Here is a 25587-nt window from a genome sequence, read left to right as displayed (position 1 = left end):
GCGCGCAAGGGACGCTCTAAAACTTGAATCTACGCATTATGGCTTGTAGAAACGAGGCCGATTTTGCGCCAATGCGTTATGGGCCGATTTCCTTGCGCGACAGCCGCAGCGAATATCGCAGCCCGTGATCCGACATTTCCAACTTGGGCGAGTAACCAACAAGCGGCGCCCCATCCACTCCGAGTATCATGGAACCGAAACCATGACGGACAACTTTTGAAGTCCGCCGTCGCCCCGATTCCACCCACTCGAACACGATGTCACTACTTGCGTCTTCAGACGCGAACGTCCAATTTACCTCGATCCGGCCTTTTGAATCGCCGAGCGCTCCATGTTTCAAGGAGTTGGTCGCAAGCTCGTGAACAATCATCGCAAAGCTTTCGGCGGCGCCGCCTGAAATCACAACGGAAGGACCGCTGACCGATATGTCGCGTGTTCCCATATACGGCTGCAACTCCTGGACAACGAGATCGTGGAGCATCCCCGACGCATTGCCGTTGCGTGAAAGCAGCAGATGCGTTGCTTCGAGCGCACGAATCCGGTCGACGAGCGTCTCCTTGTACCTGGCGACATTGTTCTCGGGAACGTCGACCATGTTCACCAGCGCCGTGATCACAGGGAATAGGTTGCTGAACCTGTGGCGTTGTTCGAGCATAATGCGCTCCCGCTTCTTTGCCGCGGCGCGTAGCAGCGTGGTCTGTCGTCGCTCGGTCAGGTCGGCGGCCACGCCGAGCCGCTGTAGACGATCATCGTATTTCTCTTCCCTTCCGCGCAGGGCAACCCAGCGGATATGTCCGTCCGGTCGTCGGACGCGAATCTCGACGTCGTAATTGGTGACTGATGCGAGCTTTCTCGATGCTACCAGCTTTGGCCAGTCCGCCGGATGAATGAGGGCTGACAGTTCGTCCAAACGGCGGCTAGCGGCCGGGGGCAGGCCGAGAATGTCCCAGAACGTGCCGGAGCCGGTGACGATCCCGTCTTTAAGGTCGATTCGCCACGTGGCCAGGCGTCCGGCAGACAAAGCGAGATCCAGCCACTCCTTCTGAGCCCGAAGCGCTTCGTGTACGGCTCGTCGTTCCGAGATATCGTCGACCACCACAAAGATGCTCTCTGAGAGAACCCCGTCGGGCGCGGATGAAGACAGGGTTAGCCGCGCCCAGAATGCCGAACCGTTCTTTCTTAACAGACGCACCTCCGAAGCGAACGAAGCAGAGTCGTTACCCAGGCCCGCCAGCAACTGCGCCAAGGCATCACGGTCGTCCGGATGAACGAGTGTCTCGAGCCGCAATTGGGCAAGCTCCTCCTCCTCGTAGCCAGTCATCTCACTGAGGCGTCTGTTGGATTGCAGCAGCTCACCTCTCTCGTTGGTGTTTGCGAATCCCATGGCGGCGCGTTCGAAAGCCCAACGGTAGCGGTTTTCGGTTGCTTCGACGGCAGCGAGTCTGGCTTCCGCTACTTCCAGCAGCTCACGCAAGTCCTGCCGCAGCCGATGGAACGTCATGGCAATCACGCCGCCCGAAACCACAAGCAGAATGGCGCGCGCCCAATCTTCGCCGGAGATCTGACCATGCAGGGTGCTTCGTGCCCACAGGCCGGCAGCCACCATCAGGATTGTCGCCGCAAGCGCAGGCCCACGGTCTTCAAGGTAGGAAATGATTATAATGGCTGGAATAAATTCCAGAAAACTCGAACCTTCCCCAATATATACTGACGCTTTTGTTTCAAATATCAGTGTAGCAGCCAGTACCAATGCGGAGGCCACATGAGTTAGCAGTCTGCCCGATGGGTTCGAATGGGGCCTGCGCGACTGCGAGTTCATAGGCGTAGACTACAACCATTTGACTAGGCCGTCGAGACTAGAGCAAAAAACGTACAACCTAGTCCGACTGCCGGATTGCCATACCACTATCACAGCGCGCATTTTAACCGACGGGGGGAGGCATGACTTGGTCAGAACTCCTCAGAATATATAGAGTTTCAACGTAATAGGGCCCGTTTTTGCGAGCCCTATGCATACAAGACTGTTTGTAAATCCCGAACAACTTATTTTCGGGCTGTGAAACTTGGGGAGGTTGAAAAATGACTCTGATCGATAGACACAGCGATGTCGTTGCGGGCAAACGATACATTACAATAGGGACCAAGTATAACGCCGGCACGCAGATGACACGGCCATCGTATGCTTATCCTTCAGCTCGAGCATCGGATTGGCCGGACGCAGAGGGCGACCAACCAAAGAAACGCAGCCTGGAATCCATCACCGGCATGCTCGATCGCATCGGCTGTGGATATCTCGTACTGAACCGCGAAAGAAAAGTAATCGAATGGAACGCAGCTGCCCAAACCACACTGGAGCGCCAGGGCGAAGCGGCTGATACAGCCGGTGAGCTTTCGATAGCCCTAAGGCGGCTGATCGCTAATGTTCCGGCCCATTTCCTGCCGGGTTCACTGTCTTGGGTGGTGATCCGCAGCAGAAGCGACAGGCCGGTGATACTGAAAGAGAACGGCCTTATCGCTCCTGACGGAACGAGCATTGTGGCATTGCTTGATCGTGAGAACAGGTCGGGGCCAAATCCTCAGACACTGCAAAGGATGTTTGGCTTGACGAGCGCGGAAACGCACCTTGCGCTGCGCTTAGCTCAGGGCGATGCGCCGTTGGAGATCGCCCGCAGTTGGCGCCTCAGCCGCACCACGATCCGCTCCCAGCTTGCCTCGCTATTCGCCAAGACCGAAACGAGACGTCAGGCGGAACTGGTGGCTCTTCTGGGGCGCATTTCGGTGTTACCATAAGGGCGGCCGCCTAGAGCATGTTCCATCCCGATAGAGTCGGGATGGAACTCTAACTTATCATTTTACCAGATCTTTCCTGAAAACCGGTTGCGCTTCTCGGGATCATGGTCTGGTTCTCAGGCGCCGGACGTCGGCATCCACCAGGATTCAGGCGACCGGAATTTGGAGCTGTTCCAACATAGGTTGCCCAACTACGGCTGGCTTCGATGCGCCGGCGTACAGCGTCTGGGCGGGGACCACCGGTTGGACAATGATCCACAAACCGTCTGCTCTTTCCGCGCGCTGAAGATGGAATCCGTTTGATCGCGATCAGATCGCTCCGCGGTGGAACTAGCCCGGGCGGGTTCGATCCTCTTCCTTGGCTATCACGTGGCCTTGCAGCTTGGGCGGCACGGAATCGAGGTCGTGAACGTCGACAATTTCACACCCCTTTTCATGATCCAACACTAACGAAGCGGGTTTTGCACGCCTCTGTGCCGAGCCGGGGTGCACCCCGCTGCGAATGGATCTGGCGGACTCGGCGCGCTTCAGCTGCTGTTGTCAGACTTTCAGCCGTCACAATTTGTGCACCTCGCCGCTCAGGGCCGGAGTGCGCCGGCGCGAGTGTCCAGAAACGTCGCCGGGGCGGCAAAGGTACATCGCTGGCCAGCCGTCTCGATGATTGAACCAGCCAGTTGATCTCTTCTGGCCGGTCATTGCCGATATTGCAGACGCGATGCGGCGCCATGGTGCTCGGAAAACGGTATGGTCGGGCTCGACGAGGCGTAAACGAGGTGATCAATGCCGAACTGCCAGCAGCCCTCAAGCACATTGAGAAACGCCACGATGTTCGACTTCACATAGGCACGGTTTCAAGGAGTGAGTAACGTCAGCGACCTTCACAATGCTGTCGGCTCCGCACCCGCGACAGCGCCCGAGGACGGAGCGCAATGGTCGACACTTTCACGGGACGGATGCTGCAGCCAGCACAAAGCGTTCATGCGGGTCTGAGAGCCCGAGGTGTCGGCCGCGCACCTGTCGGGCGGCGTTGTCAGTGTGATCTGATATTCGCAAAGTCAATTCTGGAGCGGCCCAGTGTTGGAGCGGCCCAATGAGCGAATTTGGAATCCAGCTCCGAAAATCTCGGGTCAGCGCAAGAACCAATACCGTTGCTGGTGCTGGCCGTCGACTGCACCTGTTCTGAGTGACGTTAGCGCAAAGATCAGCGCAGGCATGATCTTCAGTCGTTTTCTGATATAGATCGCCATCGCCAGGTTCCAAACGGCCAATGCAAGCGCCAGGCCCACTGCAGCACCCAGCGGACCGTAAAGCTCGATTCCTGCCGCACAGCCTATGATACCGGCGACTGCGCCAACGATCATGGCGGCTGCTGCTGCCCATTCGTTTCCGGTCATGGTCAAGAGATTCAGCTGGGGTCCGCACAGCGCCACAAAGACATATCCGAGCATCAGTACCCGCGCGATGGGTGCTCCTGTGCTGAAATCCTCACCGAACCAGTTCATGAGAGGTTTAACGATCACAACCAGCGGGATGGCCATCGCTATGGCGCCGGCAGAGGAAAGTATGGCGGCTCGTGAAAATAACTGCTGCAGGCCCTTCCGATCGCCTCGGGTATGAAGGGCAGCCGCTGCTGGCGAAAACATCACGCCGACGGCGACGAGGGCAAGACTCACAAGCAACGCAACATTCAGTCCCAAGGCGAAGATACCTGCGTCTCGAATATGACCTGTCCAGCCCAGCACCATAACCCCGGCCCGACTGATGAAAACATCGAGCCCGGCCATGAGCATGATTGGCGGAACGGCCGCCCACCACTCTTGCGACGCGTCGCTGGGTTGAGTCTGCCGCAAGCCGGGGGGCTGAAACCTTGTCGCCATGATGAACACCAGTCCGACCGTGATGCCCGAACTTGCCAGAACCGCTTGCATCACCAGGGGTGCGTTGAGGGTCCATGATCCGGAAAAAGCCGCGACTCCCAGCAACATCAACAACAGGCCGTCGCGTACGATGCGTTCCGGCAGGAGGGCTGAGACACCACCGCCGAAGGCACGAATAAGTGCTGCACCCAACGCGGAGGCGGTGACCAAAGGCACTGCTGCCATGCCAAGGAGCTGGCTGATTTCAAGTTCCTTGTGAGAAGGATCTGAAAAGAAATAGAGCAGAGCAGCGCCGATCATGCCGAACAGTGTCGCCGCCGCCAGCGATCTTTGCAGAGCAAACCTGACGACACCATGTGCCAGGTCAAGCCGCCCGTTTGCCCTGTAGGCTGACACGAAGCGCAGTAGGGAGACATTGAAACCCAGCGTTGCAAGATAGCCAAGCACGGAGGTCCAGGCCAAGACATAGGAATAGATGCCATAGCTGGTGGAACCGACGAGTCGCGCAATCAACAACTGCGCCAAGCTGGTCAACCCCGCACCACCGATATAGATCAAAAGAGCGAAGATGCTGGCGTAGCCGAGACTCCGGCCCATGTCTTTGTTGTGGGACAAAACTATATCCCCGGCGGCAAGAGAGGCCGCAGAAGTTCGTGCGGTCTTCATATCATTACAGTCGTGGTCAGCGTCGGGTATCTCATGGCCTTGGCTGCCTTTGGCCGCAGGTCCACCCCCGGCTTGCAAAATTTTCGAGATTATCTTCCGCTCAACACACTGAATGCCTTCTAACGAGGACTGATCGTTGAGAGTGTGGATCGGAATGACTTTTCGGTCGGACCCGACGAGAATGTCATTTATGCTTTGAAATACCCCGAAAGTGCCCATGTTTGTGTCAAAATCTGCCTCGAAAATTCGCTCCGCAGGCGCTTCATGCTCCATCCGCTGCTGCAAGCGCGTCTCCACGATCGCGCGTGGTGCAACAACTCTGAGCGTGAAATCAGCTGCGGGCGCGAGACTGAGTGCCTTTGCCAGCGCAACCTTGTCTGCGGTTCCATTGAACATTGCCAGCGACGCAATCGCCTGGACGTAGCCCTGATCGAATATGACTACTTCTCTGGATTGCTTGGCCTCATCCCAGCGGCGCGAAAGCTTCAATATGTGCTGCCAGAGCCGGGCCCGCCATATTCTTTTGTCTGGTGGCATCACTCTTATCATGGAAAGGGACGTTGAAAGATCCTTGATCCTGCCTCTCGCAGAAAGCAGGATTTTCAATGTTGATAATATCGCCGATATGATCCTGAAAATAGCCAGGAAGACCCCGAGATCGACGCTCGATCCCCTCTGGCGAGGTCGGTGACTGAGGGCAACCTTGGCGTGGTACCCCTCCTCCCGCAGTCGCCGGGCAAGGGCGTGAGCAAAGGTCCTCTTGCCGGATCCAGGCGGTCCGAAGAGTTCAATGATCATGGGTCCAATCCGATCGTGGCGATACCCGCGCGATTTCCGCAACCATCGTTGCTTCGAAGTCCGCTTGTGACGCTCATGATGTTTCCTCGAGCAAAAGATCAGCGCTGTCCCCGAACTGGTAGCCGGCGTGCTTCTTGAGATTAACCTGCGTGAGAACGCTCCCCACAGGGGCCGAATCTGACGCATCGCTAGCAAGCGTTTCCAAAACACCGCGTGCGATGCTGCGTCTCGTCCTGCCCCAGCGAATGGCGAAAAGAACCGCATCAGCCCAGCCCGTCAGAAGCCCGGCCTCCGGCCCTCCAAGTCCCAGCGGTCCATTTATGATGACGACGCTGTAGATCGAGTGCAGCTCATCCGTGAACAGGGAACTGTCGACCGTGGACAGCAACGCCAGCAGATCCTCCGACGGTGCGAGAGCCATGAAGTCGATTCCGATTTCAGGCATTCCCGCGATTGCATCGTGCAAGGCACAGCGTTCACCCACATAGTCCCCGAAAAAGTTGTGTGGCTTGAGCGCCGTAAATTCATCCAGGAATTCGTTCGTGAGGCGGGCGCCCGTGCGGTCAAGATCGAGGAAAAGCACTCGGCCCCCCAGTCGGGTGGCTGCCAAGGCCAGGCTCCATGCAAGCTCGGTCTTGCCATCATCCTGGACGCTGGACGTTACGAGAATGATGTGCGACGAGCGATCCCTCGCTTGCTTGGGTGCTGCGGCGACAAGCAGGGATGTCACGGCGCGGCTGTATCTCGTGTTCTGCTGGCCTAAAACCAGCTGCTTTAGCCGTTTGGCGTGCATTGTGGCAGCTTGTGGTATCAGCCCCAGGCACGGAACCCCGAGCGCTGCTTCAGCTTCGGCCTCGCCCCGCAAAGTCTGATCGAGGCGGTTGCGAACGACAACGAGTACCCCGCCAAGAAGCCCAAACACAACCATACCGGGTGGAATAAGGAAAATCGGCGACAGGGTCTTAGGAACCGTCGGCGGCCATGCCGCCGAAAGGACCGACACGCCGGCCGAGGGAGTTGCGATGCGCCGTATCAAGTCCTGTTGTTGGGTCAGAAGCTGGTTGTATCGTTCCGTCAAGATACTGACCTGCGGCTCGAGTGCACGCAGCCCGGACAGCCGGCCGGCCGTATCGGCCACAACCGCGTCGAGCACATTCTTGCGACTTTCCAGAGCTGCAATCTGGGCCCGGTAGATGCTGGCCTCGGCAGCGAGACGAGCGGTATCTTGTTCGATCTCGCGGTTGATCAGATCGCTCAGATTTTTATCTGCCGTGTCATTGGCCTGACGAGCCGCCAGGTCGGCCAGCGCCGGTGATCCGATAGCTTGAGCGAGCGAGGCGACAGATGCCCCCTCCTTTCGCAGCTCCTGAATATGTTGAAGGCGAGATTCCGTGGCGGAGAGATCCGCTTTCGACAAGGAAATCTGCTGGCTGAGTTCAGCCGTCTCCTTGGCGGCGTTGTCCGCAGCGCCTTGGTCCACTGCACCATGGCTCAGCCGATACTTTTCCAGACGATCGGTCGCTTCTGCCAGATCGCGTTGTACGCCCGGCAGAGCCGCGACTATCGAGGTGAGTTCCAGTCTGTCCGCTGCCTGGCGTCTCTTCGCGAGATCGTCGATATACAATCGGGCGATCGTATTAGCCACCATGGCGGCTCGCGCCGGATCGGGATCGGTAAAGCCTATGCTGATGACTCTCGATCGCAGTTCCTGCCCAACCCTCATGCCCTTTCGCAACGCCTTTAGTTCAGCTGCATCCGCAGCTTCCGGCTTGCCCTGCGGCCAAATTCCGGCCAGCAGGCCGTCTGCAAATGAGCGCAAAATCGGCCGGCCGCCGCGAGCAGGGTCGGGACGAGAACTTCCAGTTCCGGCATCACCTTGTTCGGCGGTGCCGCCGAACTCCGTCTTGCGCAGCTCTGCCATCACGCGACGCAGATTTCCTTGCGACAAGAGCATGGTTATATTGTCGTCAATGCTGGCATCCAGCATCTCCGGAGCAGGTACCGCGCCGGCGGGCCCATTCCTGTTTGGAGCATCGAGAATAACTTGCGTACTCGCCTCGAACCCGACAGGGACAGCAAAACCCGCAAGCCCGGCCAAAACACCGCCCAGAACCACCATGGCGAGCAGGAACCGTTTTCTCCTCATGATAGTAATGAGGAGTTGATGGATTGAACTCTGCGCGTCTATCTGCTCGCGCAGCGGCCGCCTCATGCGCGGCTTGGTCTCGTGCGCGGTTACGTGCATCTCAGTGGCGCGCGGAAGTTGCTTGCGGCTGACTATGGAACCTTCCATTTTATACTCCTGCCAGTTCGAGTACGCGATACAGGTCCGCTGCGGGCGCCGGCGGCCGATGGGCCTCGTTGCGCCAGGCCTGGAACATCAACGCCGCCCACAAATCACGAGAATGATCCTGCCTTCCATCCATGTGATCTCGCCAGCACGTCTGGACCTTTGCAAAGTCGAAGATCCCGTCTCCGGAGAGGCGCATATCGGCGAGCAGGTCGCTGGCCCAGATGCGCAGCGGCCCTCTCAGCCAGACTGCTATAGGGACGTCGAAGCCCTGCTTCGGCCGATCAGTCAGCCGCTTGGGAACATACCGATGCAGCAACTGACGAAGTATCCACTTGCCTCTGCCGTGGCGAACCATTACGTCCGCCGGCAATCGCCAGGCGAAGTCGACAACCTGATGGTCGAGAAGCGGGCATCGCCCCTCGAGACTGGCGGCCATGCTGGCGCGGTCCAGCTTCACCAGTATGTCGCCGGGTAGATAGCCGACCATGTCGTCGTACAAGAGACGGGACAGCAGGCCATCAAGCGGCGGTGCGCCGTGAACTGATAAGGGCAGCTCATGCTGGGTGAGGTTCTCGGTCGATGATCCCCTAAGCCGCTGATACAATTCGTCCTCATCTGCCGCTGCGAGCAGCCGAGCCAAGCGATCCAACCGGTCGCTCCGCAGCGCGTGCCGCGCATGCGCCGAAAGCGGCAGCTTGCTGACGAGATCGTGACGGGCTGCACGAGCCAGCAATCCAACACCGGCCGCAAGCGTCTGACGCAGCGGCGACGGCAGCCTATGCTGTCGTCTCGCACGGGCTGCCATGAGATGGCGAGCGTAGCCGGCGAAGCATTCGTCGCCACCGTCGCCCGTCAGAGCCACCGTAACGTGCTGGCGAGCGAGCCTCGCCACGAGCAGAGTTGGTATCTGCGATTCGTCGGCGAACGGCTCGTCCCAGGTCTTCGGCAGTTCTGGAATGACCTCGCGCGCGGTCGCGCAAGAAAGGTGAAGTTCGGTATGGTCGGTGCCCAGGTGCCGTGCGACCTCCGCAGCATGGGGAGCCTCATCAAACCCGCCCTCTCCGAAAGCGACCGTGAACGTACGCACTGGTTTTGTGGATTGAGCCTGCATCAGGGCAACAACGACGGAGCTGTCGACACCACCGGATAGAAAGCCGCCCAGCGGCACATCAACGTTCATGCGTTCCCGGACCGCAAGTCGAAGCAGGCCGTCAAGCTCATCCGTCAGTTCTTCGTCAGTGCCGACAATTGGTTCCTGCCGACCTTTCGCGGCGACTTCGGCCAGAGACCACCAGTATCGGATACGATGCGAAAGCAACGCGACACTGCGGGCCTCAGCGAAATCTGCGGCCGTCACCGACAGGAGTGAGCCGGGCGGCAGCTTGAACACGCCGCGCCAGATGCACTTGTTATCCGGTACCCACCCCCTCGACAGCATCGACGTGGCGGCATCGATATCGAGTTCCTGACAGAAACCTGGAAAGCAGTTGATCGCCTTCAACTCGGAGGCAAAAACGAGCGCATCGCGTGTTGAAGCAACGTAAAGCGGCTTTTTGCCCATTCGGTCGCGGGCGAGATGAAGAGTCCTCGTCTTCATATCCCACAATCCAAAAGCGAACATGCCGGCGAAGCGCGTGAGTGCGGTATCGAGCCCCCAACTTTCGATCGCGCACAGCATGACTTCGGTATCGCAGGTGCCGCGGAAACGATGGCCCGCGCCTTCAAGTTCGCGGCGCAGATCGTGGAAATTGTATATTTCGCCGTTAAAGGTGATGGTATATCGGCCAGTTGCCGAATGCATCGGCTGGTGTCCCGCCTCCGACAAGTCGACGATGGCCAAACGCCTGTGGCCGAAGGCAACGCCGGCTTCACGATCTTTCCAGAAGCCTTCGCCATCAGGCCCACGGTGACGAAGGGCTGTCGTCATTTGCGCTATTGCCCTCAGCGGCTTCGCACTGGCCGCATCGGGTGCAAGAAGAATTCCGGCAACCCCACACATCCCGTCACCCCAAGTCCCTGGAAGTTTCACTGGAAGTAGCCGACACTGCTCGCGGCGTTCCGGCAACAAGACAGAGGGTCACCGCAAACCAAACGATCGGGTGGCGGATGATCAGGTGCGGAACCCCGTAAATCACGATCGCGACCACCAGCGCAAAAAGGGCATCGAGCTTCGCACGCCATGCTGACATGGCAGCAGAGCCGACGATCCAAAACAGGGCCAGGACCGCAACCAGACCACCTTGCGTGTACAGATCGAGGATCGTGTTGTGGGCCTCGAAAGGTTCGGGCAGAAACTGCCGATAGACGACGGAGGGGCGGTCCACATGCGGGCCAGGACCGAGGCCAAGAGACGCGGACGTCACACCCTTGTAGACTGCATTACCCCAGAGCCTGACGCGAAGTTCAGCGGTTTCGGCGGTTTCCTCGCCGCCCCTCCCCTTGCTGAGGCTCTTGGCGAAATTTTCGACACTGCTTATGTCCCTGAGCACGTAGGGCGTCATCGACATCGCCAGGGGAAGGAAGCCGACCATCAAGAGGACGGCGACTTGCCGGGAAACGCTGCCCTTGTCACCGGTCGTGAGCCATGTCCGAACCCGCAGCCCCAGAAATATCAGGCCGGTCAGGACGCTTGTAAGTAGATAGCTATCACTCTTTGTCAGCCTTCCGACATAGACGGTCAGCACAAGGCTGCTGAACCCAATCAGCCTCCCCCATGGATTGCTTGTGGTCGTCGCAAGATGCAACGCCAGCGGACCAAAAATTGCACAATAGAGCGCAAGTTGGTTCGGATTGTCGGACCAGCCCATGAAGCGATCCCAGAACCAGGGATCGACACCGGCTTGGTGGATCCAACCCCACCCAAGTGCCAGCTGAAACGTAAAGCATGCATTCGCTATCCAGATCAGCCACCAAGCAGTGCGGCGCAGGTGGCGAGCGGCGTCGGGCTCCGCGGCAGCCAGGCAGGTCACGCTGGCCAGCAGCAGGTATGCCATGATGTCGTGAATCGGCGCCGAGAGGTCCAGAACCGCCGTGGTCAGTAAGCCGACAAGGGCCCCGACCGCCAGGGTGAACGTCATGATCAGCCAGAAGGTCGCAAGACGAAACAGGGCCGGCGTGGCCTCCAAGTGACCACCGGCGACTACTCGCCCGATCGACAGCATGATCCAAAGCGATAAGAACAATTCGGTATATCCGACGGGCAATCCCGGAACACCGAACTGCGCCGCATAGCCCATCGCAATGCCGCTGGCCAGCAACGCATCCCGGATCATCGGCGTGCTCCACCCGATCCGCGGTTTGCGGCATCCTCTTCAAGCAAGATCGAGGACGCCGGTCGAGCGAGACCTCCATGGGATTTGGCGCTAAGGACATTTTTGTACAGATCGCAATACTGGTCGACGACCCACGGCAGCGCGAACTGCTCCCGAACGAGCTCGACGGAACGACCGCCCATGATCTTTCCGCGACCGCGGTCGGACAGGATGTCTATTATTCGAGACGCAAGGCCATCAGCATCGTGCGGTCGGACTAGATAGCCGTTCCATCCGTCTTCAACCACGTCCTTGCAGCCAGGCATCCTTGAGGCGACGATAGGCAATCCCGCCAGTCCTGCCTCGAGCAGGACGCGCGGGATCCCTTCCCGATACTGCGTCGGAAAGGCGAACAGATCGGCCATGCCAAGAAGGGCTGGAACATCGCGTCGTGGGCCTAGGGCGATGACATGGGGGGCATATCGATCAATATCCGATTTATCGACCGCAAATGGCCCTTCAGATTCCCATGGGCCGACAAGCACAAAACGCGCATCAGGCCTTTTAGACAGGATGCGTGGGACTGCTTTGAGGAGTGTCGGGATACCCTTCTGGCGGGTCAGCCGGCCGACAAAAATTACGATTTCGGCGGATTGGAGTCCAAGCTCTTCGCGCATTTTCGCCGCTGACGGGGCAAGATGCCTTGCCATGGCGAACGCATCGACGTCGATTCCAGAACTGCGGATCAGCCGCCCGCTGCCGCGTCGGATCAGTCGACAACGCTCGAAGAAAGCCTGATCGTCCCGATTTTGGAAGACCGTCGCAGCCGTCCAGAAGGACGAAAGCCATTGCAGTCCGCAAAAGATTGGACGCAGGGCCAGAGCCCGTGGCTCCTGCGACGAGAATGTCCAGCCCAGACCGTTGATCGTGCGGATGACGGGAGCCTTCCCGCGCACCGCAAGTGGCGTCAGCAGGTTCGGTTTGGTGTCGAAACTTTGGACAACATCCGGTCGCAGTTCCGACATTAATTTTCGAATCGTTCGGATGGCGCCCCACTCCCCGCTGCCGCCGCTGGCAAATCGGTCGAAACCATAGCGGTGATGCGGAATGCCATGCCGCGAAAATGCGGTTTCACCGCCACTCGAGACTGCAGTGACCCGAAAACCCCTTTCGCGAAGCGACATCAGGAACGGAATTCTTAAGGCGTGATCCTCGCCTCCCACACACACGAGATGCGGGTTCATCCTGCCTCTCCCGACCATGTGCCGTCCGCGAATCGCGGGAAGTGGCCGGCTTTTGACTCTGCCTTCATGATCTTGGTTTCGCTTCTTCTGCGTGTATGGATGCCAAGTCACGGTACGGGCAGGCTTGCCTACTGTCCTCGTCTGTTTGCATGACGCAAACCGCATTTGGATCAAGGCCTTGCGAGCATCAGGCAGCTAAGCCTCCGGCTTGGCGAGGCAATCCACGCCAAGGACCTGCACAGGGTGCGCTACCGAGGCCCGTATGGCGGGCCTCCTCGACGCGCATATCCTTCTGCGCAATGAGGGGTGTGGCGGGATCGTCTGCATGTCCTGCGCGCACATTCGCCGGCGGGCGGGGCAATCAAGGACTGCGCTTCCGATGCCGTCCGTTGTTACCTCAGTCTGGGTTCGGTCGGTGCTTTGCCAGCCTGAGCATCGTCCCGATCGTGGGCCGGTGCCTCAGTACGCTGGTTGAACCGCATCTCAGTCACTTCCGCCCCTGGTCGAATCTGCCTGCGACCAGCCTCAACCATCTCCGATGTCGGCAATGTCGTTGGCGGATGACATCGTTATGAGCGAGCACCTGCCCACGGTGTCCACAGAAAATTGGGTTGCGACGCCAGAGAACAAGGCCTGGCTCAGCACCTGGCTTAACGCAGTCAGATTTGCCCGCATCTAGGTGTATATTGTAGAGAAAAGCTATTCTGGCTGCCGTTCTATTCATGGACTCTAGTTACCGTCACTTGCAATCAGACTTTTGTAGGGTCACTTCAGCGGGTCAGCATCACCAAAGCATCTTCGCGAAAATACCGGCTTCGACGCCATCTACAATCTTATTGAAAGGCAAACTACTCGACAGGAATTCACTACCGAAGACGGATCACATATAAGCATGTTAAAGACCAATCCGAAAAACGTACAATTTATCTGAAATGCCGTGGTTAATTTATACAATGGTAAAATTGGCATGCTACTTGGAAATATCGTGGTTATCCTAAGTAAAAGCCTGCTTCCGTGAGGCGATCCTACCGGTGATCAACGAATCTATCAGAGGGGTGTGGGTATGTGATTTGGCGCTAATATACGTCGTCGAGTAGGCAGGCCCCACCGCGGGGCGCTAAGAAAAAAGGATTATCAATGGCACTTCATTTCGCAGCAGGTGGGTCCGCCACAGAAGTCGCAAGCGCCGGTTTCAACCTGGTCGACGTTCAATACATCGACCAGGTCAACGAGCTGCCGGATGGCATGAAGGCTATGGTCTGGCTCAACGAGGGCGAGGGCGTAACCCAGTCCTTTATCGACAAAGTCACCCCCTTCCTTGGCAATCCGAAGGTGTATGGGTTTTTTCTCGTCGACGAGCCGGATCCCACCGGCAAGTACCACACAAAGGTGGACGCTGAGGATCTGAAAGCCGAATCCGACTGGATCCACTCTCGCATGCCAGACGCCAAGACCTTCATCACCGCGATGGACATGGGGTCTGCCGCTGACCCGGATTTTTCCAACACCTACAACTATGACAACACGCACATCGATCTGTTTGGAATAAGCGCTTACCCGGTGCGCACCGGAACAGACACGGTCGACTATGACATGATCGACAGAACCGTGGCTGCAGCGGTGGAGTCGGGCATCCCGGTCAGCCAGATCGTCCCGGTCCATCAGACCTTTGGCGGCGGCAATTGGACGACCAACACGGGCGGCAAATATGTCATGCCGACGACGGATCAGTTGGAGACGATGATGGACCATTGGAACGAACTGGTTCCGTCGCCCGAATTCGACTTTGCCTATGCCTGGGGTTCGCAGGAAGGCGACGTCGCACTTGAGAGCTCCCCGGAACTGCAAGCCGTCTTCCGGGAACACAATCTTCAGGATGACGCCCCGGCTACACCTCCAGTTAGTGATCCTGCCACGCCTCCAGTTAGCGATCCTGCCACGCCTCCAGTTAGCGATTCTGACACGCCTCCAGTCAGCGATTCTGCCACGCCTCCAGTTAGCGATTCTGATACGCCTCCGGTTAGCGATTCTGGCACGCCCCCATCCGACGGCTCCGCCCAGACCATCGAGGGAAATGTTGGCGCCAACACTCTAAACGGCGGCGGCGGTGCCGACACCATGATCGGCCACGGCGGCAACGACGAATACTATGTCGACAATGCCGGCGACAAGGGGGTCGAGTCCTCTGGCCAAGGTCAAGACAGGGTGTGGACCTCTGTGAGCTATGCGCTCTCAGCCGGCTCATCGATTGAAGTCCTTGGCACCACGAAGGACGCGGGCACCACGGCAATCAACCTGACCGGCAACGAGTCGGCCCAAACCATCCAGGGCAATGCCGGCGCAAACGTCATCAACGGCGGCGGCGGTGCCGATAAGTTGAGCGGTTTTGGCGGCAACGATGACTACTACGTCGATAATGCCGGCGACAAGGTGGTCGAGTCCTCTGGCCAAGGTCAAGACAGGGTGTGGACCTCTGTGAGCTATGCGATCTCAGCCGGCTCGTCAATTGAAGTCCTTGGCACCACAAAGGACGCCGGGACCACGGGAATCAACCTGACCGGCAACGAGTCGGCCCAAACCATCCAGGGCAATGCCGGCGCCAACGTCATCAACGGCGGCGGCGGTGCCGATAAATTGAGCGGCTTTGGCGGCAACGACATTTTCGTCTTCAATAGCGCCCTTGGTAACGGCAATGTCGACAAGGTCACCGACTTCAACCCGTCCCAGAACAAGATCCACCTCGACGACGCGATTTTTGCCGAGCTTAAGCTGGGCAAGCTCGCATCCGACTCTTTCTTTGCGGGTAATGCCGCGCATGATAGCTCCGACCACATCATCTACAACAGTTCGACTGGAGCGCTCTCCTACGACAGCGACGGCACAGGCGGCGCGTCTCAAACACAGTTCGCCACTCTTTCTCCAGATCTGTCGCTTACGGCAGCCTCGTTCCTTGTGACCTAACGGAGCTAGCGGGAAAAGCCATCGCGCGAGGGCCCGCGCTCGCCAACAGAGACTGGTGCATAAACTGCACTTTTGAAGCCTGTCTCGTTTGGCGGCGTGGATGCCCTGGCGCGGATCGCCGGCGCCACTTGGCGCACCGACATAATTCGAACCTGTGACCTCTGCCTTCGAATGGCCCGCGCGCGCGCCGGCCGTTCGGGAAAACCAGGCGATCCCAACCGATTGGCTATTTATCCAACATTGCCGTCGTTAAGTTTCGCGCAAGTCCCTGCAGTCAAATCGCATGAAAATTGGTGATCCATCCAAGATCAACGATTCTATCAACAGCGTATCGCTAATTGATTTGGCGCTAATATGGACCGTCGCGTAGGCAGGGATGGGGGCGCTACAGAATCACACGAGGGGATATTCGCATGGCCACGATGCACTACACCTGGGGCGCCTCAGCTGCCCAGGCCAAGGCCTATGGCTTCAATCTGGTTGATCTTCAATACGCGTCATCGGTCAACGCGTTGCCGGATGGCTCGAAAGCCCTGATCTGGCTCGGCGAGAGCAATGGTGTAACCCAGTCGTTTATCGACAAGGTAACGCCTCTCCTCAATAATCCGAAGGTTTTTGGATTTTTTCTGACTGACGAGCCGGATCCCACCGGCAGATATCATACCCAAGTGAGCGCTGCCAATCTGAAGGCGGAATCCGACTGGATCCATTCCCATTTTCCAGGCGCCAAGACTTTCATCACCCTGATGGACATGGGGTCGTACACAGATTCGAATTATTCCAACACCTACAATCCTGCCAACACAGGGATCGATTACTACGGAATAAATCCTTATCCGGTGCGCACGACTGCGGTGGACTTCAACTACATTGATAGAGCTGTGGCTGCGGCGTTGGAAGCAGGCATCCCGCAGAGCGCGATCGTTCCGGTTTATCAGGCGTTTGGCGGCGGCGGCTGGACGACCAATACGGGCGGGTCATATGTCATGCCCACGACATCCCAGATGCAGACCATGATGGACCACTGGGAAAGGCTGGTTCCCAATCCTGCGTTTGACATGGCTTATAAATGGGCCTCGCAGAACGGCGAAACCTCGCTTGGGAACACTCCGGCGATGCAGGACTTTTTCCTGCGACACAACACCAGCACCACGACCCCACCTCCAACCGACGATACGCTCTATGGCACCAGCGGAGCCGATGTACTTCAGGGGACCGGTGCCCATACGATGATCGGCTACGGCGGCAACGACACCTACTACGTCGACAATGCCGGCGACAAGGTGAATGAGGCGGCCGGCGGCGGCACCGACAGGGTGCTCACCTCGCTGAACTATGCGCTCGCGGCCGGCTCGGAAATCGAGCTCCTCGCCACCACGAATCCGTCTGGCACGACGGCAATCAACCTCTCCGGCAATGCGTTTGCCCAGACTATCCAGGGCAATGCCGGCGCCAATGTCATCAACGGCCTCGCTGGCGCCGATACGATGACCGGCTACGGCGGCAACGACACCTATTATGTCGACAATGCGGGCGACAGGGTCGTCGAGGCGGTGGGCGGCGGCACCGACAAGGTGCTCGCCTCATTGAGTCATGCCCTTTCGGCCGGCTCGCAGATCGAGCTTCTCGCCACCACCAGCCAGTCGGGCACGACGCCAATCAACCTCACGGGCAACGAGATCGCCCAGACCATTCAGGGCAATGCCGGCGCCAACATCATCAACGGCCGCGCCGGCGCCGACACAATGGTCGGCTATGGCGGAAACGATGACTACTACGTCGACAATGCCGGCGACAAGGTGGTCGAGTCCTCTGGCCAAGGTCAAGACAGGGTCTGGACCTCTGTGAGCCATGCGCTCTCAGCCGGCATCTCGATTGAAGTCCTGGGCACCACGAACGACGCCGGCACGACGGCAATCAACCTCACCGGCAACGAACTGGCCCAGACCATTCAAGGCAATGCCGGCGCCAACATCATCAACGGCGGCGGCGGCGCTGATAAGATGACCGGCTTTGGCGGCAATGATGCCTTCGTTTTCAATACCGCTCTGGGGGCCGGCAATATTGACAGGGTTATTGACTTCAACAAGCTCCAGGACAAGATCCACATCGACAACGCTATATTTGCCGGGCTGAGCTCGGGCGCGCTCACATCCGCCGCTTTCTTTGCGGGTGCGGCCGCGCACGACAGTTCCGACCGTATCCTCTACAACAATTCAACCGGAGCGCTCTCTTTCGACAGCGACGGGATCGGCGGCGCGGTTCAAACACAATTCGCCACTCTCTCTCCAGGTCTGTCGCTTACGGCAGCTGCATTCTTTGTGACCTGAATGAGCTAACGGGAAACGACCTCGCGTGAGGGCCCGCCAACAGAGACAGGTGCAAGAACTGCAGCTTGAAGCCCCGTCTCTTTGGCGGCGTGGACGCACTGGCGCGGATCGTCGCGAGTGGATCTACCGTCTATCGCCTCGCCGTGTATAGGCCGTCCATCCTTTCGCTGCCTGTCGGCAGCGACATGTCGTCATCCAGCAGCCGGGTGATCCGGGCAAAGCCCGTAAAAGCCTTTCTTGCTTCCTCGGCAGACATCTGGCCCGCCAGAGCCGCAGCGCAGCAGTTCAGCGCGCATTGATATACCGGGCCGCGCCGCCCTTTCGGCCAGTGGCGCAAGAACGTCATCGCTTCGCTGACACTGTCGATTTCTTCGACAGGTTTTCCCTGCCCACGCGAAATTAGCACCGGCGTAAAGAACTGCAGGCGATTCATCTTTCCTCCCCGTCGATCGCGATGCGTTCGATCGAACTTAGTTAAATTCACGGCCAGCCAATTGGTTCCCGGCAAAAACGCCCACGGCCTTGATAAATGGCAAAGGGTCGACTGGTGAATCGCCAATCATCGCCCGACTTCTTGCCGTTGCGGAACGTTCGGGGGGGTGATGCATTTCGACTTCAGCGATGATGTTTGAGGGAAATGCCAGCCTATGAGAATAGCCCATGTGGCGCCGCTCCATGAATCCGTGCCGCCCCGGCTTTATGGAGGTACGGAGCGCATTGTCTCCTATCTGACCGAAGGATTGGTCGAGCTTGGCCATGACGTAACCTTGTTCGCCAGTGGCGATACAAAAACGTCGGCAAAATTGGTGCCGTGTCGCGAGCGTGCGCTGCGTCTTGACCCACGCCCGCTGAAATCCGAGACAGCCGCGCACCTTTCGATGCTTTCCGAGGTGAGGAAACGAGCTCATGATTTTGATATCATTCACTTCCACCTCAGCCATTTCCTGCATTTTTCCTTCTTCGAGCATATGCCCGAGCGGACGGTGACGACGCCGCATGGCAGGCTCGACTATGTCGATCTGGCGCCGGCCTATGAGCGTTTTCCGCGCTTTCCGATGATCTCCGTATCCCGTAGCCAAAGCACGGGGCTCGCCAACGCCAACTGGCTGACGACGATCCACCACGGGCTGCCGACCGAACTCTACAAACCGGTTTTCGAGACGAGCCCAGAGGAGCCCTACCTCGCCTTCCTTGGCCGAATGTCGCGCGATAAACGTCCGGACCGTGCCATCGAGATCGCGCTGCGCTCGGGGCTGAAACTGAAGCTTGCGGCAAAGATCGGCGATGACGACCGCGCCTATTTCCGGGAGATGGTCGAGCCGCTGGTCGACGGTGACCGTGTCGACTATGTCGGCGAGATCGAGGAGGATAAGAAGGCGGACTTCCTCGGCAAGGCGGCCGGCCTGGTATTCCCGATCGACTGGCCAGAGCCGTTCGGTCTTGCCGTCATAGAGGCGATGGCCTGCGGCACGCCGGTGATCGCCTGGAACTCCGGCGCAATGCCGGAAATCGTCGATCAAGGCGCGACCGGTTTTATCGTGGATTCCATGGAGGGCGCAGTCGCCTCGGTGCCGGGCATGCTGCGGCTCGACAGGCGGAAGGTGCGAGCTGTCTTCGAAAGGCGGTTTTCCGCCGAAAGAATGACCCGCGACTACGTTTCCGCCTATGCGCGCCTGATCGGCGCCTCGGCCGAAGCAAGAGCGTTGTGAGCGGCATTACCTCGGGGGGCGAAACGAGAGGGATATGTAGCGAATGGCGCAACTCGACGAGCGCAAGCTTGATCCGGCGGTAGCACTTGCGTCCCTGGACGCCACCGCACCTCGAGAGCCGCATCGGCTGTTCGCCCTCAACCAAGGCGATTGCTTTGCCGTGGCCGACGCCTACGGCGATATCCGCGGCGCCGGCGACGGCTTCTTCCGTGACGACACCCGAGTGCTTTCCGAATTCCGGCTGACCGTCGGCGGCCGGCAAACATCGCTGCTCGGTGCGTCGCTCAGCCAGGACAATGTGCTCTTCACCTCCAACCTGACCAATCTGCCGATGCAGAGCGCCCGCGGCAGGGACATTCCGCAGGGCGCGATCCATATCGAACGCGTCAGGCTGCTTTGGCAGGACCGGTTATTTGAACGCATTACCCTTTCCAATTACAGCCAGGACCACTCCACTATCCGCGTTTCGCTGCATTTTGCCGCCGATTTCCGCGACATGTTCGAAGTGCGCGGCTCGACAAGGCTGAAGCGCGGCATGGCCCATGCTGCCGAGACGGATGCGACCTCCGTCCTGCTTCGCTACGACGGGCTAGACGGGCTGGCGCGGATGTCGGCGATATCGTTCTCGCAGGCGCCGGACCAGCTGACGGTCGACCGTGCGGACTTCCTGATTGCCGTGACGAGGCGCAGCAGCAAGGTGCTGTATGTCGAGGTCGGTCCCGAAGTGGCGGAAACGCCGAACCGCGATCGCTACCGCGCCGCCGCGGCCCGCGCTCGCTTTGGCATGCGGGCCAAGCGTCGCCATGGCGCCACTGTGCACAGTTCCGGCCGCGTCTTCAACGATTGGGTCGAGCGCGCTCGCGCGGATGTGGCGCTGCTGACCACGGAGCTTACGACCGGACCCTACCCATATGCGGGTATCCCTTGGTTTTCTACTGCGTTCGGCCGTGACGGCGTGATCTCCGCGTTGCAGATGCTGTGGCTCAACCCGGGTTTGGCGCGAGGCGTGCTGGCCTTCCTTGCCCAGCACCAGGCTACGGAGACATCGCCGTTCAGCGATTCTCAGCCGGGTAAGATCATGCACGAGACCCGCAAAGGCGAAATGGCGGCGCTGCGGGAGCTCCCCTTCGGCCGCTACTATGGCGGTGTCGACACGACGCCGCTCTTCATCCATCTCGCCTGCGCCTATGCGGACCGTACCGGCGACATGGCGTTCGTCGACAGCCTGTGGCCGTCGCTCTGCGCTGCGGCCGAGTGGACCGAGGAGGCGAGCCGGCCGACCGGCTTCGTAACCTATCAGCGTGCCGCCGAGTCCGGCCTCTCCAACCAGGGATGGAAGGACAGCATCGATTCCATCTTCCATGCAGATGGCCGCATCCCAAAGGGACCGATCGCTCTGGTGGAGGTGCAAGGCTATGTCTTTGCCGCGTTCCGGGGGCTGGCGGCGCTCGCCCGCCGCCGCAGCGAAGGTGTGAGGGCCGATCATTGGGACAGCCGCGCCGACGCCATGCGTGCCGCTGTGGAACGCCATTTCTGGCTGGATGATCTCGGCTTCTATGCCTTGGCGATTGATGGCGCCGGCGAGCCCTGCAAGGTGCGGACGTCTAATGTCGGGCATCTTCTCTATGTCGGGCTCCCCGAGCCGACGCGGGCGAAGCTGGTCGCCGACCAGCTGCTTTCGGCTTCCTTCCATTCGGGCTGGGGGCTGAGGACGCTCGCCGACGATGCTGTGTTCTTCAACCCGATGTCATACCACAACGGCTCGATCTGGCCGCATGACACCGCCATGTGCGGCGCCGGTCTGGCACGCTTTGGCGAGGGTGAAAGCGTGGTCCGGCTGATGAGCAGCACCTTCGAATCGGCTGTCCATTTCAACATGCGGTTGCCCGAACTGTTCTGCGGCTTTACCCGCGCGCCGGGCGAAGCGCCGATCGCCTATCCCGTCGCGTGCCTGCCGCAGGCCTGGTCGGCCGGGTCTGCCTTCATGCTGATGCAGGCCTGCCTCGGCCTGGAGATCGACGGCTGGGACAGCGAAATCCACGTCACCGGTCCCAGGCTGCCGATTGGTATCGACACGCTCACGCTGAGGCATCTGGGCGTTGGCACCAGGAAGGTGGATCTCACCTTCCAGTGTGTCGGCGATAGGGTCGTCGCCTTTCTCGCCGACCGGCATGAGGGCTTAGTGCCGCTCATCGTGCGGACCTAGTTTGGCTTTTCGGAACCGACCGCTGCGCTGCGATTAGCGGAACCGATGGCCCGTCTGAACGTTCCGACGCACGGCAGCTTGTCACGATTGGCCGGCTGCGAATTCGACACACCAACGTGGCCACTGATCGGCCTGAGAAAAATCGTTATTCCAATGTCGGACTATGGCATAGAGGTACTCTGGGTTCTAATCATTGCAAGCCTTGGCCTTTCCGCAGTTGCCCTGGTGTTCTCGATATCCCGCCGACGCCACATACCAGCAGCCGCATCCACCGCAGGCGAGGACGTGAGTTCGGAAGCGACTCGCACAGTGCTGCGGGAGTTTGAAAAGAACGGCCACTCGGCCGATGCAGCGCTGATCACATGGTCGCCCGATACCTTGCGCAAGATCCTGGCCGAGGATCTGCCGGAGACGCAGGTGATCGTGGTATCCAACCGCGAACCGTACATCCACAACGTCAACGATGACGGCGTCGAGCTCTTGGTACCGGCCAGCGGGCTGGTTTCGGCGCTTGAGCCGATCACCCGAGCCTGTGCCGGCACCTGGATCGCCTACGGCGGCGGAACAGCGGACCGTCTCACCGTCGACGAGAACGACCGGGTTGAGGTGCCGCCTGGCAATCCGTCCTACACGCTGCGCAGGGTCTGGCTGACGGAGGAAGAATACCAGGCCTATTATCTGGGCTTCGCCAATGAAGGTCTGTGGCCGCTTTGCCATATCGCGTTCACCCGCCCGATTTTTCGCGCGTCGGATTGGGAGGCCTATGAGGCCGTCAACCGGAAGTTCGCCGATACAGTGGTTGCCGAGGCGCGCAACGAGCGGCCGATTGTGCTGGTCCAGGACTACCACTTCGCGCTCTTGCCGCGCATGATCCGCGAGCGCCTGCCCGAGGCAATCGTCATCACTTTCTGGCACATCCCGTGGCCCAATTCGGAAGTGTACAGCATCTGTCCATGGCGTGAACGGATCCTGGAAGGCTTGCTGGGCAGCTCCATTATCGGCTTCCATACTCAGTTCCACGCCAACAATTTCACCGAAAGCGTCGATCGCTTCCTGGAAAGCCGCATAGAACGGGCGGACGCGGCGATCTCCTATGGCGGGCAAACGACTCTGGTCCACGCTTACCCCATTTCAATAGAATGGCCGGCCGAACTGCTGGCAAGATTGCCGGCTGTCGAGGAATGCCGTGCCCGTGTCCGCGAAAGATTCGGGCTGCCTGCGAACGTCAAACTGTGCGTCGGCGTCGAGCGCCTCGACTACACCAAAGGCATTCTCGATCGCTTTCACGCCTTGGACGAATTGTTCACGCGATATCCCGAATGGGTAGGCAAAGTGGTTTTCCTGCAGGTCGCGGCGCCCAGCCGGGGCACATTGCCGGCCTACCAGCAACTTCATGACGAATGCCTTCGCTATGTCGAAGAGCTCAACCAGCGCTATGGCACCGAGGACTACAGTCCTCTCCTGATGGTGGCCGAACATCACTCGCAGGAACAAGTCTACGAGATCTATCGGGCGGCCGACATATGCATGGTCACCAGCCTGCATGACGGCATGAACCTGGTGGCCAAGGAATTCGTCGCGGCGCGCGACGACGAACAGGGCGTGCTGCTGCTCAGCACCTTTGCCGGCGCTTCGCGCGAACTCCTGGAGGCACTGATAGTCAATCCCTACGATACGGCCATGACGAGCGAAGCGCTGCTGCAGGCGCTGACAATGACGCCGGAGGAACAGCGCGAGCGTATGCGGCCCATGCGCGAGATGGTCCGTGACAATAACGTCTATCGCTGGGCCGGCAGCATGCTTCTGGATGCGGCCCGCCTTCGCAAGCGTGGCGACCTCGACCGGGTGACGGGCAACGGCGAGCGGCCATCGAACAACAATGTCATTTCCATGTTCGAGCGGACAAGAAAGGCAGTGTCGTGACGAGCATGCCGGCCCTTGTCGCGCGTCCTCAACGAAAGACCGGTGGACCTGATGATCCTCGACATGCTGGCAGCGTTCCTGCAATCGCCGTAGCAGATCCTGAGCCGCGAGCAGCTTCTCGCCGCCAGCAGGATTCACGACGAAGAGGTGTTCGACCGCAGTATCGACGTGCAGATATTTCGACTGAGCCGCAAGCTTGAGGTCAACCCGAGCGAGCCGAAGCTCGTTGTCACCGAGCGCGGCGCTGGCTGCGTGTTGGCTGCCTCAGTCGAGGTGCTGTGACGTTGCCGCAGGCACCGCGTTCATGGCGGGGTGCAATATGAACGTTCATCGCCTCAGCGCATGCACGCTATCAATATTTTCGCCGCCCATCGGCAGTGCCATGTCGTCGTCGAGCAAGCGTGTGATGCGGGCGAAGCCCGCAAAAGCCTTCCTTGCTTCTTCTGCAGACATCCGGCCCGCCAGAGCCGCAGAGCAGCAATTCACCGCGCACTGGTAGACTGGCCCACGCCGGCCTATTGGCCATTTACGCAAGAACCCCATCGCTTCGGCTACACTATAAATTTCTTCGGCAGGGCTTTCCTGCCCGCGCGAAATCCGCACAGGCGCAAAGAATTGCAGGCGATCCATCGTTTCCTCCCGGTCGATCGCTACGTGCCTGATCGAACCTTGTTAAACTTACGGCTGACCACTTGGTTCCGGCAAACAGGGCCCGATGTTAAAAAATAAGGCCGGGCCAAGACGAAGTCTCTCATATCGTTCGACCGAAATCGAATCACCAAACGTGACAAGGGTGCGACGAACCGTTGTGCGCCGATACGCGCGGCTTTCATCGAATGCCTATAAGGCCAAAGCCGGCAAACCAAGCGGTTGCCGGTTCCCTCGCGTCGAGGCTCTCTACAGGGAAATGGCGAGTCCCGCCGGAGCCGGGACGGCGAAGGCATGACATAATTGTCCCCTCCTCCCCTAGCTTGTGGGAGAAGGAGAAGCCTACCCGCCGACCATCTCCGCCAATTTGCGCACTGTGTTCCAGTTGCGGGATGTGCCGACACCGAGACGTTTATGGCTTGTCGCCGCAAGCAACCGCGAACTTGGCGTCCCGCGGGAAAAGAAGATCCAGATGTCGCCGCCGACGGCCTGCATTCGCTCATCGTTCCCGACATAGGCCTCCAGCGCCGCGAGGGCCTCAGCGGGAACGGGCTTACGCATCACGCGCACCGCTACCTGATCCGCCGCGGCAGCCGATTCGGCGGGAAACGGATTGCCGGCCGCAAGCTTCAACCAGTCATCCGCGCGGCGCACGATGATGTCGACATGGCGGCCGAAGGTCTTTTCGAACGCCGTCTCCAACCGGCGCTCCAACGCGGCAATTTCTGTCTCTTTCGTCTCGAAGACCAGATTGCCGGTCGCCACCAGCGTGCGCGGGTTGTACAGCCCCAGGCCTTCTGTCATGGCCCTGAGATCGGACATGACGAGACGTCGCCCCTCGCCCAGAACGATGCTGTAAAGCAGAGCGACGTAAGTTTGCATGACGGCCGG

Annotated in this window: 17 protein-coding genes; 7 read left to right on the top strand and 10 right to left on the bottom strand. The window is 59.3% G+C overall.

The genetic code is table 11. The annotated features are described in order from the left end of the window. Positions 1-76: 76 nt before the first annotated feature. Complete coding sequence (locus tag ACWTU8_RS08535) at positions 77-1762, bottom strand: PAS domain S-box protein (protein ID WP_455847776.1); 1686 nt, start codon at positions 1760-1762, stop codon at positions 77-79. A 317-nt stretch (positions 1763-2079) separates the two neighbouring features. Between ACWTU8_RS08535 and ACWTU8_RS08530 the strand changes: the two genes are divergently transcribed. Next, positions 2080-2790, top strand: a complete 711-nt coding sequence (locus ACWTU8_RS08530) for a helix-turn-helix transcriptional regulator (RefSeq protein ID WP_455847775.1) — start codon at positions 2080-2082, stop codon at positions 2788-2790. Between the two features lie 692 nt (positions 2791-3482). Here ACWTU8_RS08530 and ACWTU8_RS08525 read toward each other — a convergent pair. The 6 genes from ACWTU8_RS08525 to ACWTU8_RS08500 form a co-directional block, all read right to left on the bottom strand. After that, on the bottom strand, positions 3483-3629 hold the full coding sequence (locus ACWTU8_RS08525; RefSeq protein ID WP_455847774.1) for a hypothetical protein: 147 nt from the start codon (positions 3627-3629) through the stop codon (positions 3483-3485). A gap of 288 nt (positions 3630-3917) precedes the next feature. Then, positions 3918-6131: an oligosaccharide flippase family protein gene (locus tag ACWTU8_RS08520; RefSeq protein ID WP_455847773.1), complete on the bottom strand. Its 2214-nt coding sequence runs from the start codon at positions 6129-6131 to the stop codon at positions 3918-3920. 73 nt (positions 6132-6204) lie between these two features. Then, positions 6205-8424, bottom strand: coding sequence for a GumC family protein (locus ACWTU8_RS08515; RefSeq protein WP_455847772.1), 2220 nt, complete (start codon positions 8422-8424; stop codon positions 6205-6207). A 1-nt stretch (position 8425) separates the two neighbouring features. Continuing rightward, positions 8426-10423, bottom strand: a complete 1998-nt coding sequence (asnB, locus tag ACWTU8_RS08510; RefSeq protein WP_455847771.1) for an asparagine synthase (glutamine-hydrolyzing) — start codon at positions 10421-10423, stop codon at positions 8426-8428. A gap of 4 nt (positions 10424-10427) precedes the next feature. Then, positions 10428-11696: an O-antigen ligase family protein gene (locus ACWTU8_RS08505; RefSeq protein WP_455847770.1), complete on the bottom strand. Its 1269-nt coding sequence runs from the start codon at positions 11694-11696 to the stop codon at positions 10428-10430. After that, positions 11693-12919: a glycosyltransferase gene (locus tag ACWTU8_RS08500; protein WP_455847769.1), complete on the bottom strand. Its 1227-nt coding sequence runs from the start codon at positions 12917-12919 to the stop codon at positions 11693-11695. Before ACWTU8_RS08500 ends, ACWTU8_RS08505 begins: the two co-directional genes overlap by 4 nt. Positions 12920-14056: 1137 nt before the next feature. Here ACWTU8_RS08500 and ACWTU8_RS08495 point away from each other — a divergent pair. Both ACWTU8_RS08495 and ACWTU8_RS08490 read left to right on the top strand, forming a co-directional pair. Beyond that, on the top strand, positions 14057-15880 hold the full coding sequence (locus ACWTU8_RS08495) for a calcium-binding protein (RefSeq protein ID WP_455847768.1): 1824 nt from the start codon (positions 14057-14059) through the stop codon (positions 15878-15880). Positions 15881-16293: 413 nt separating this feature from the next. Continuing rightward, entirely contained in the window at positions 16294-18210 is a 1917-nt protein-coding gene (locus tag ACWTU8_RS08490) for a calcium-binding protein (protein ID WP_455847767.1), read from the top strand. Positions 18211-18340: 130 nt separating this feature from the next. Here ACWTU8_RS08490 and ACWTU8_RS08485 read toward each other — a convergent pair whose 3' ends face one another. Then, positions 18341-18643 carry a DUF982 domain-containing protein gene (locus tag ACWTU8_RS08485; protein ID WP_455847766.1) on the bottom strand — a complete coding sequence of 101 codons (303 nt, stop codon included), beginning with the start codon at positions 18641-18643 and terminating at the stop codon, positions 18341-18343. Between the two features lie 214 nt (positions 18644-18857). Here ACWTU8_RS08485 and ACWTU8_RS08480 point away from each other — a divergent pair, with 214 nt between their 5' ends. The 4 genes from ACWTU8_RS08480 to ACWTU8_RS08465 all read left to right on the top strand — a co-directional run bounded on the left by ACWTU8_RS08480 (position 18858) and on the right by ACWTU8_RS08465 (position 24330). Next, positions 18858-19919 (top strand): glycosyltransferase family 4 protein, encoded by a 1062-nt coding sequence (locus ACWTU8_RS08480; RefSeq protein WP_455847765.1) that lies wholly within the window; start codon positions 18858-18860, stop codon positions 19917-19919. Positions 19920-19962: 43 nt separating this feature from the next. Next, a complete protein-coding gene (locus ACWTU8_RS08475) occupies positions 19963-22125 on the top strand; it encodes an amylo-alpha-1,6-glucosidase (protein WP_455847764.1) in 2163 nt (720 codons plus the stop codon). A gap of 153 nt (positions 22126-22278) precedes the next feature. Then, positions 22279-24048, top strand: coding sequence for an alpha,alpha-trehalose-phosphate synthase (UDP-forming) (locus tag ACWTU8_RS08470; protein ID WP_455847763.1), 1770 nt, complete (start codon positions 22279-22281; stop codon positions 24046-24048). 96 nt (positions 24049-24144) lie between these two features. Beyond that, a complete protein-coding gene (locus ACWTU8_RS08465) occupies positions 24145-24330 on the top strand; it encodes a winged helix-turn-helix domain-containing protein (RefSeq protein WP_455848412.1) in 186 nt (61 codons plus the stop codon). A gap of 45 nt (positions 24331-24375) precedes the next feature. On the opposite strand, the gene ACWTU8_RS08460 is transcribed toward ACWTU8_RS08465, so the two are convergent. Both ACWTU8_RS08460 and ACWTU8_RS08455 read right to left on the bottom strand, forming a co-directional pair. Continuing rightward, positions 24376-24678 carry a DUF982 domain-containing protein gene (locus ACWTU8_RS08460; RefSeq protein ID WP_455847762.1) on the bottom strand — a complete coding sequence of 101 codons (303 nt, stop codon included), beginning with the start codon at positions 24676-24678 and terminating at the stop codon, positions 24376-24378. Between the two features lie 360 nt (positions 24679-25038). Continuing rightward, positions 25039-25578 (bottom strand): DUF1697 domain-containing protein, encoded by a 540-nt coding sequence (locus tag ACWTU8_RS08455; protein ID WP_455847761.1) that lies wholly within the window; start codon positions 25576-25578, stop codon positions 25039-25041. Between the last annotated feature and the right edge of the window lie 9 nt (positions 25579-25587).

It is taken from the genome of Mesorhizobium sp. BHbdii (genome assembly GCF_053848045.1).
This window is presented reverse-complemented; position numbering and strand designations above follow the sequence as displayed.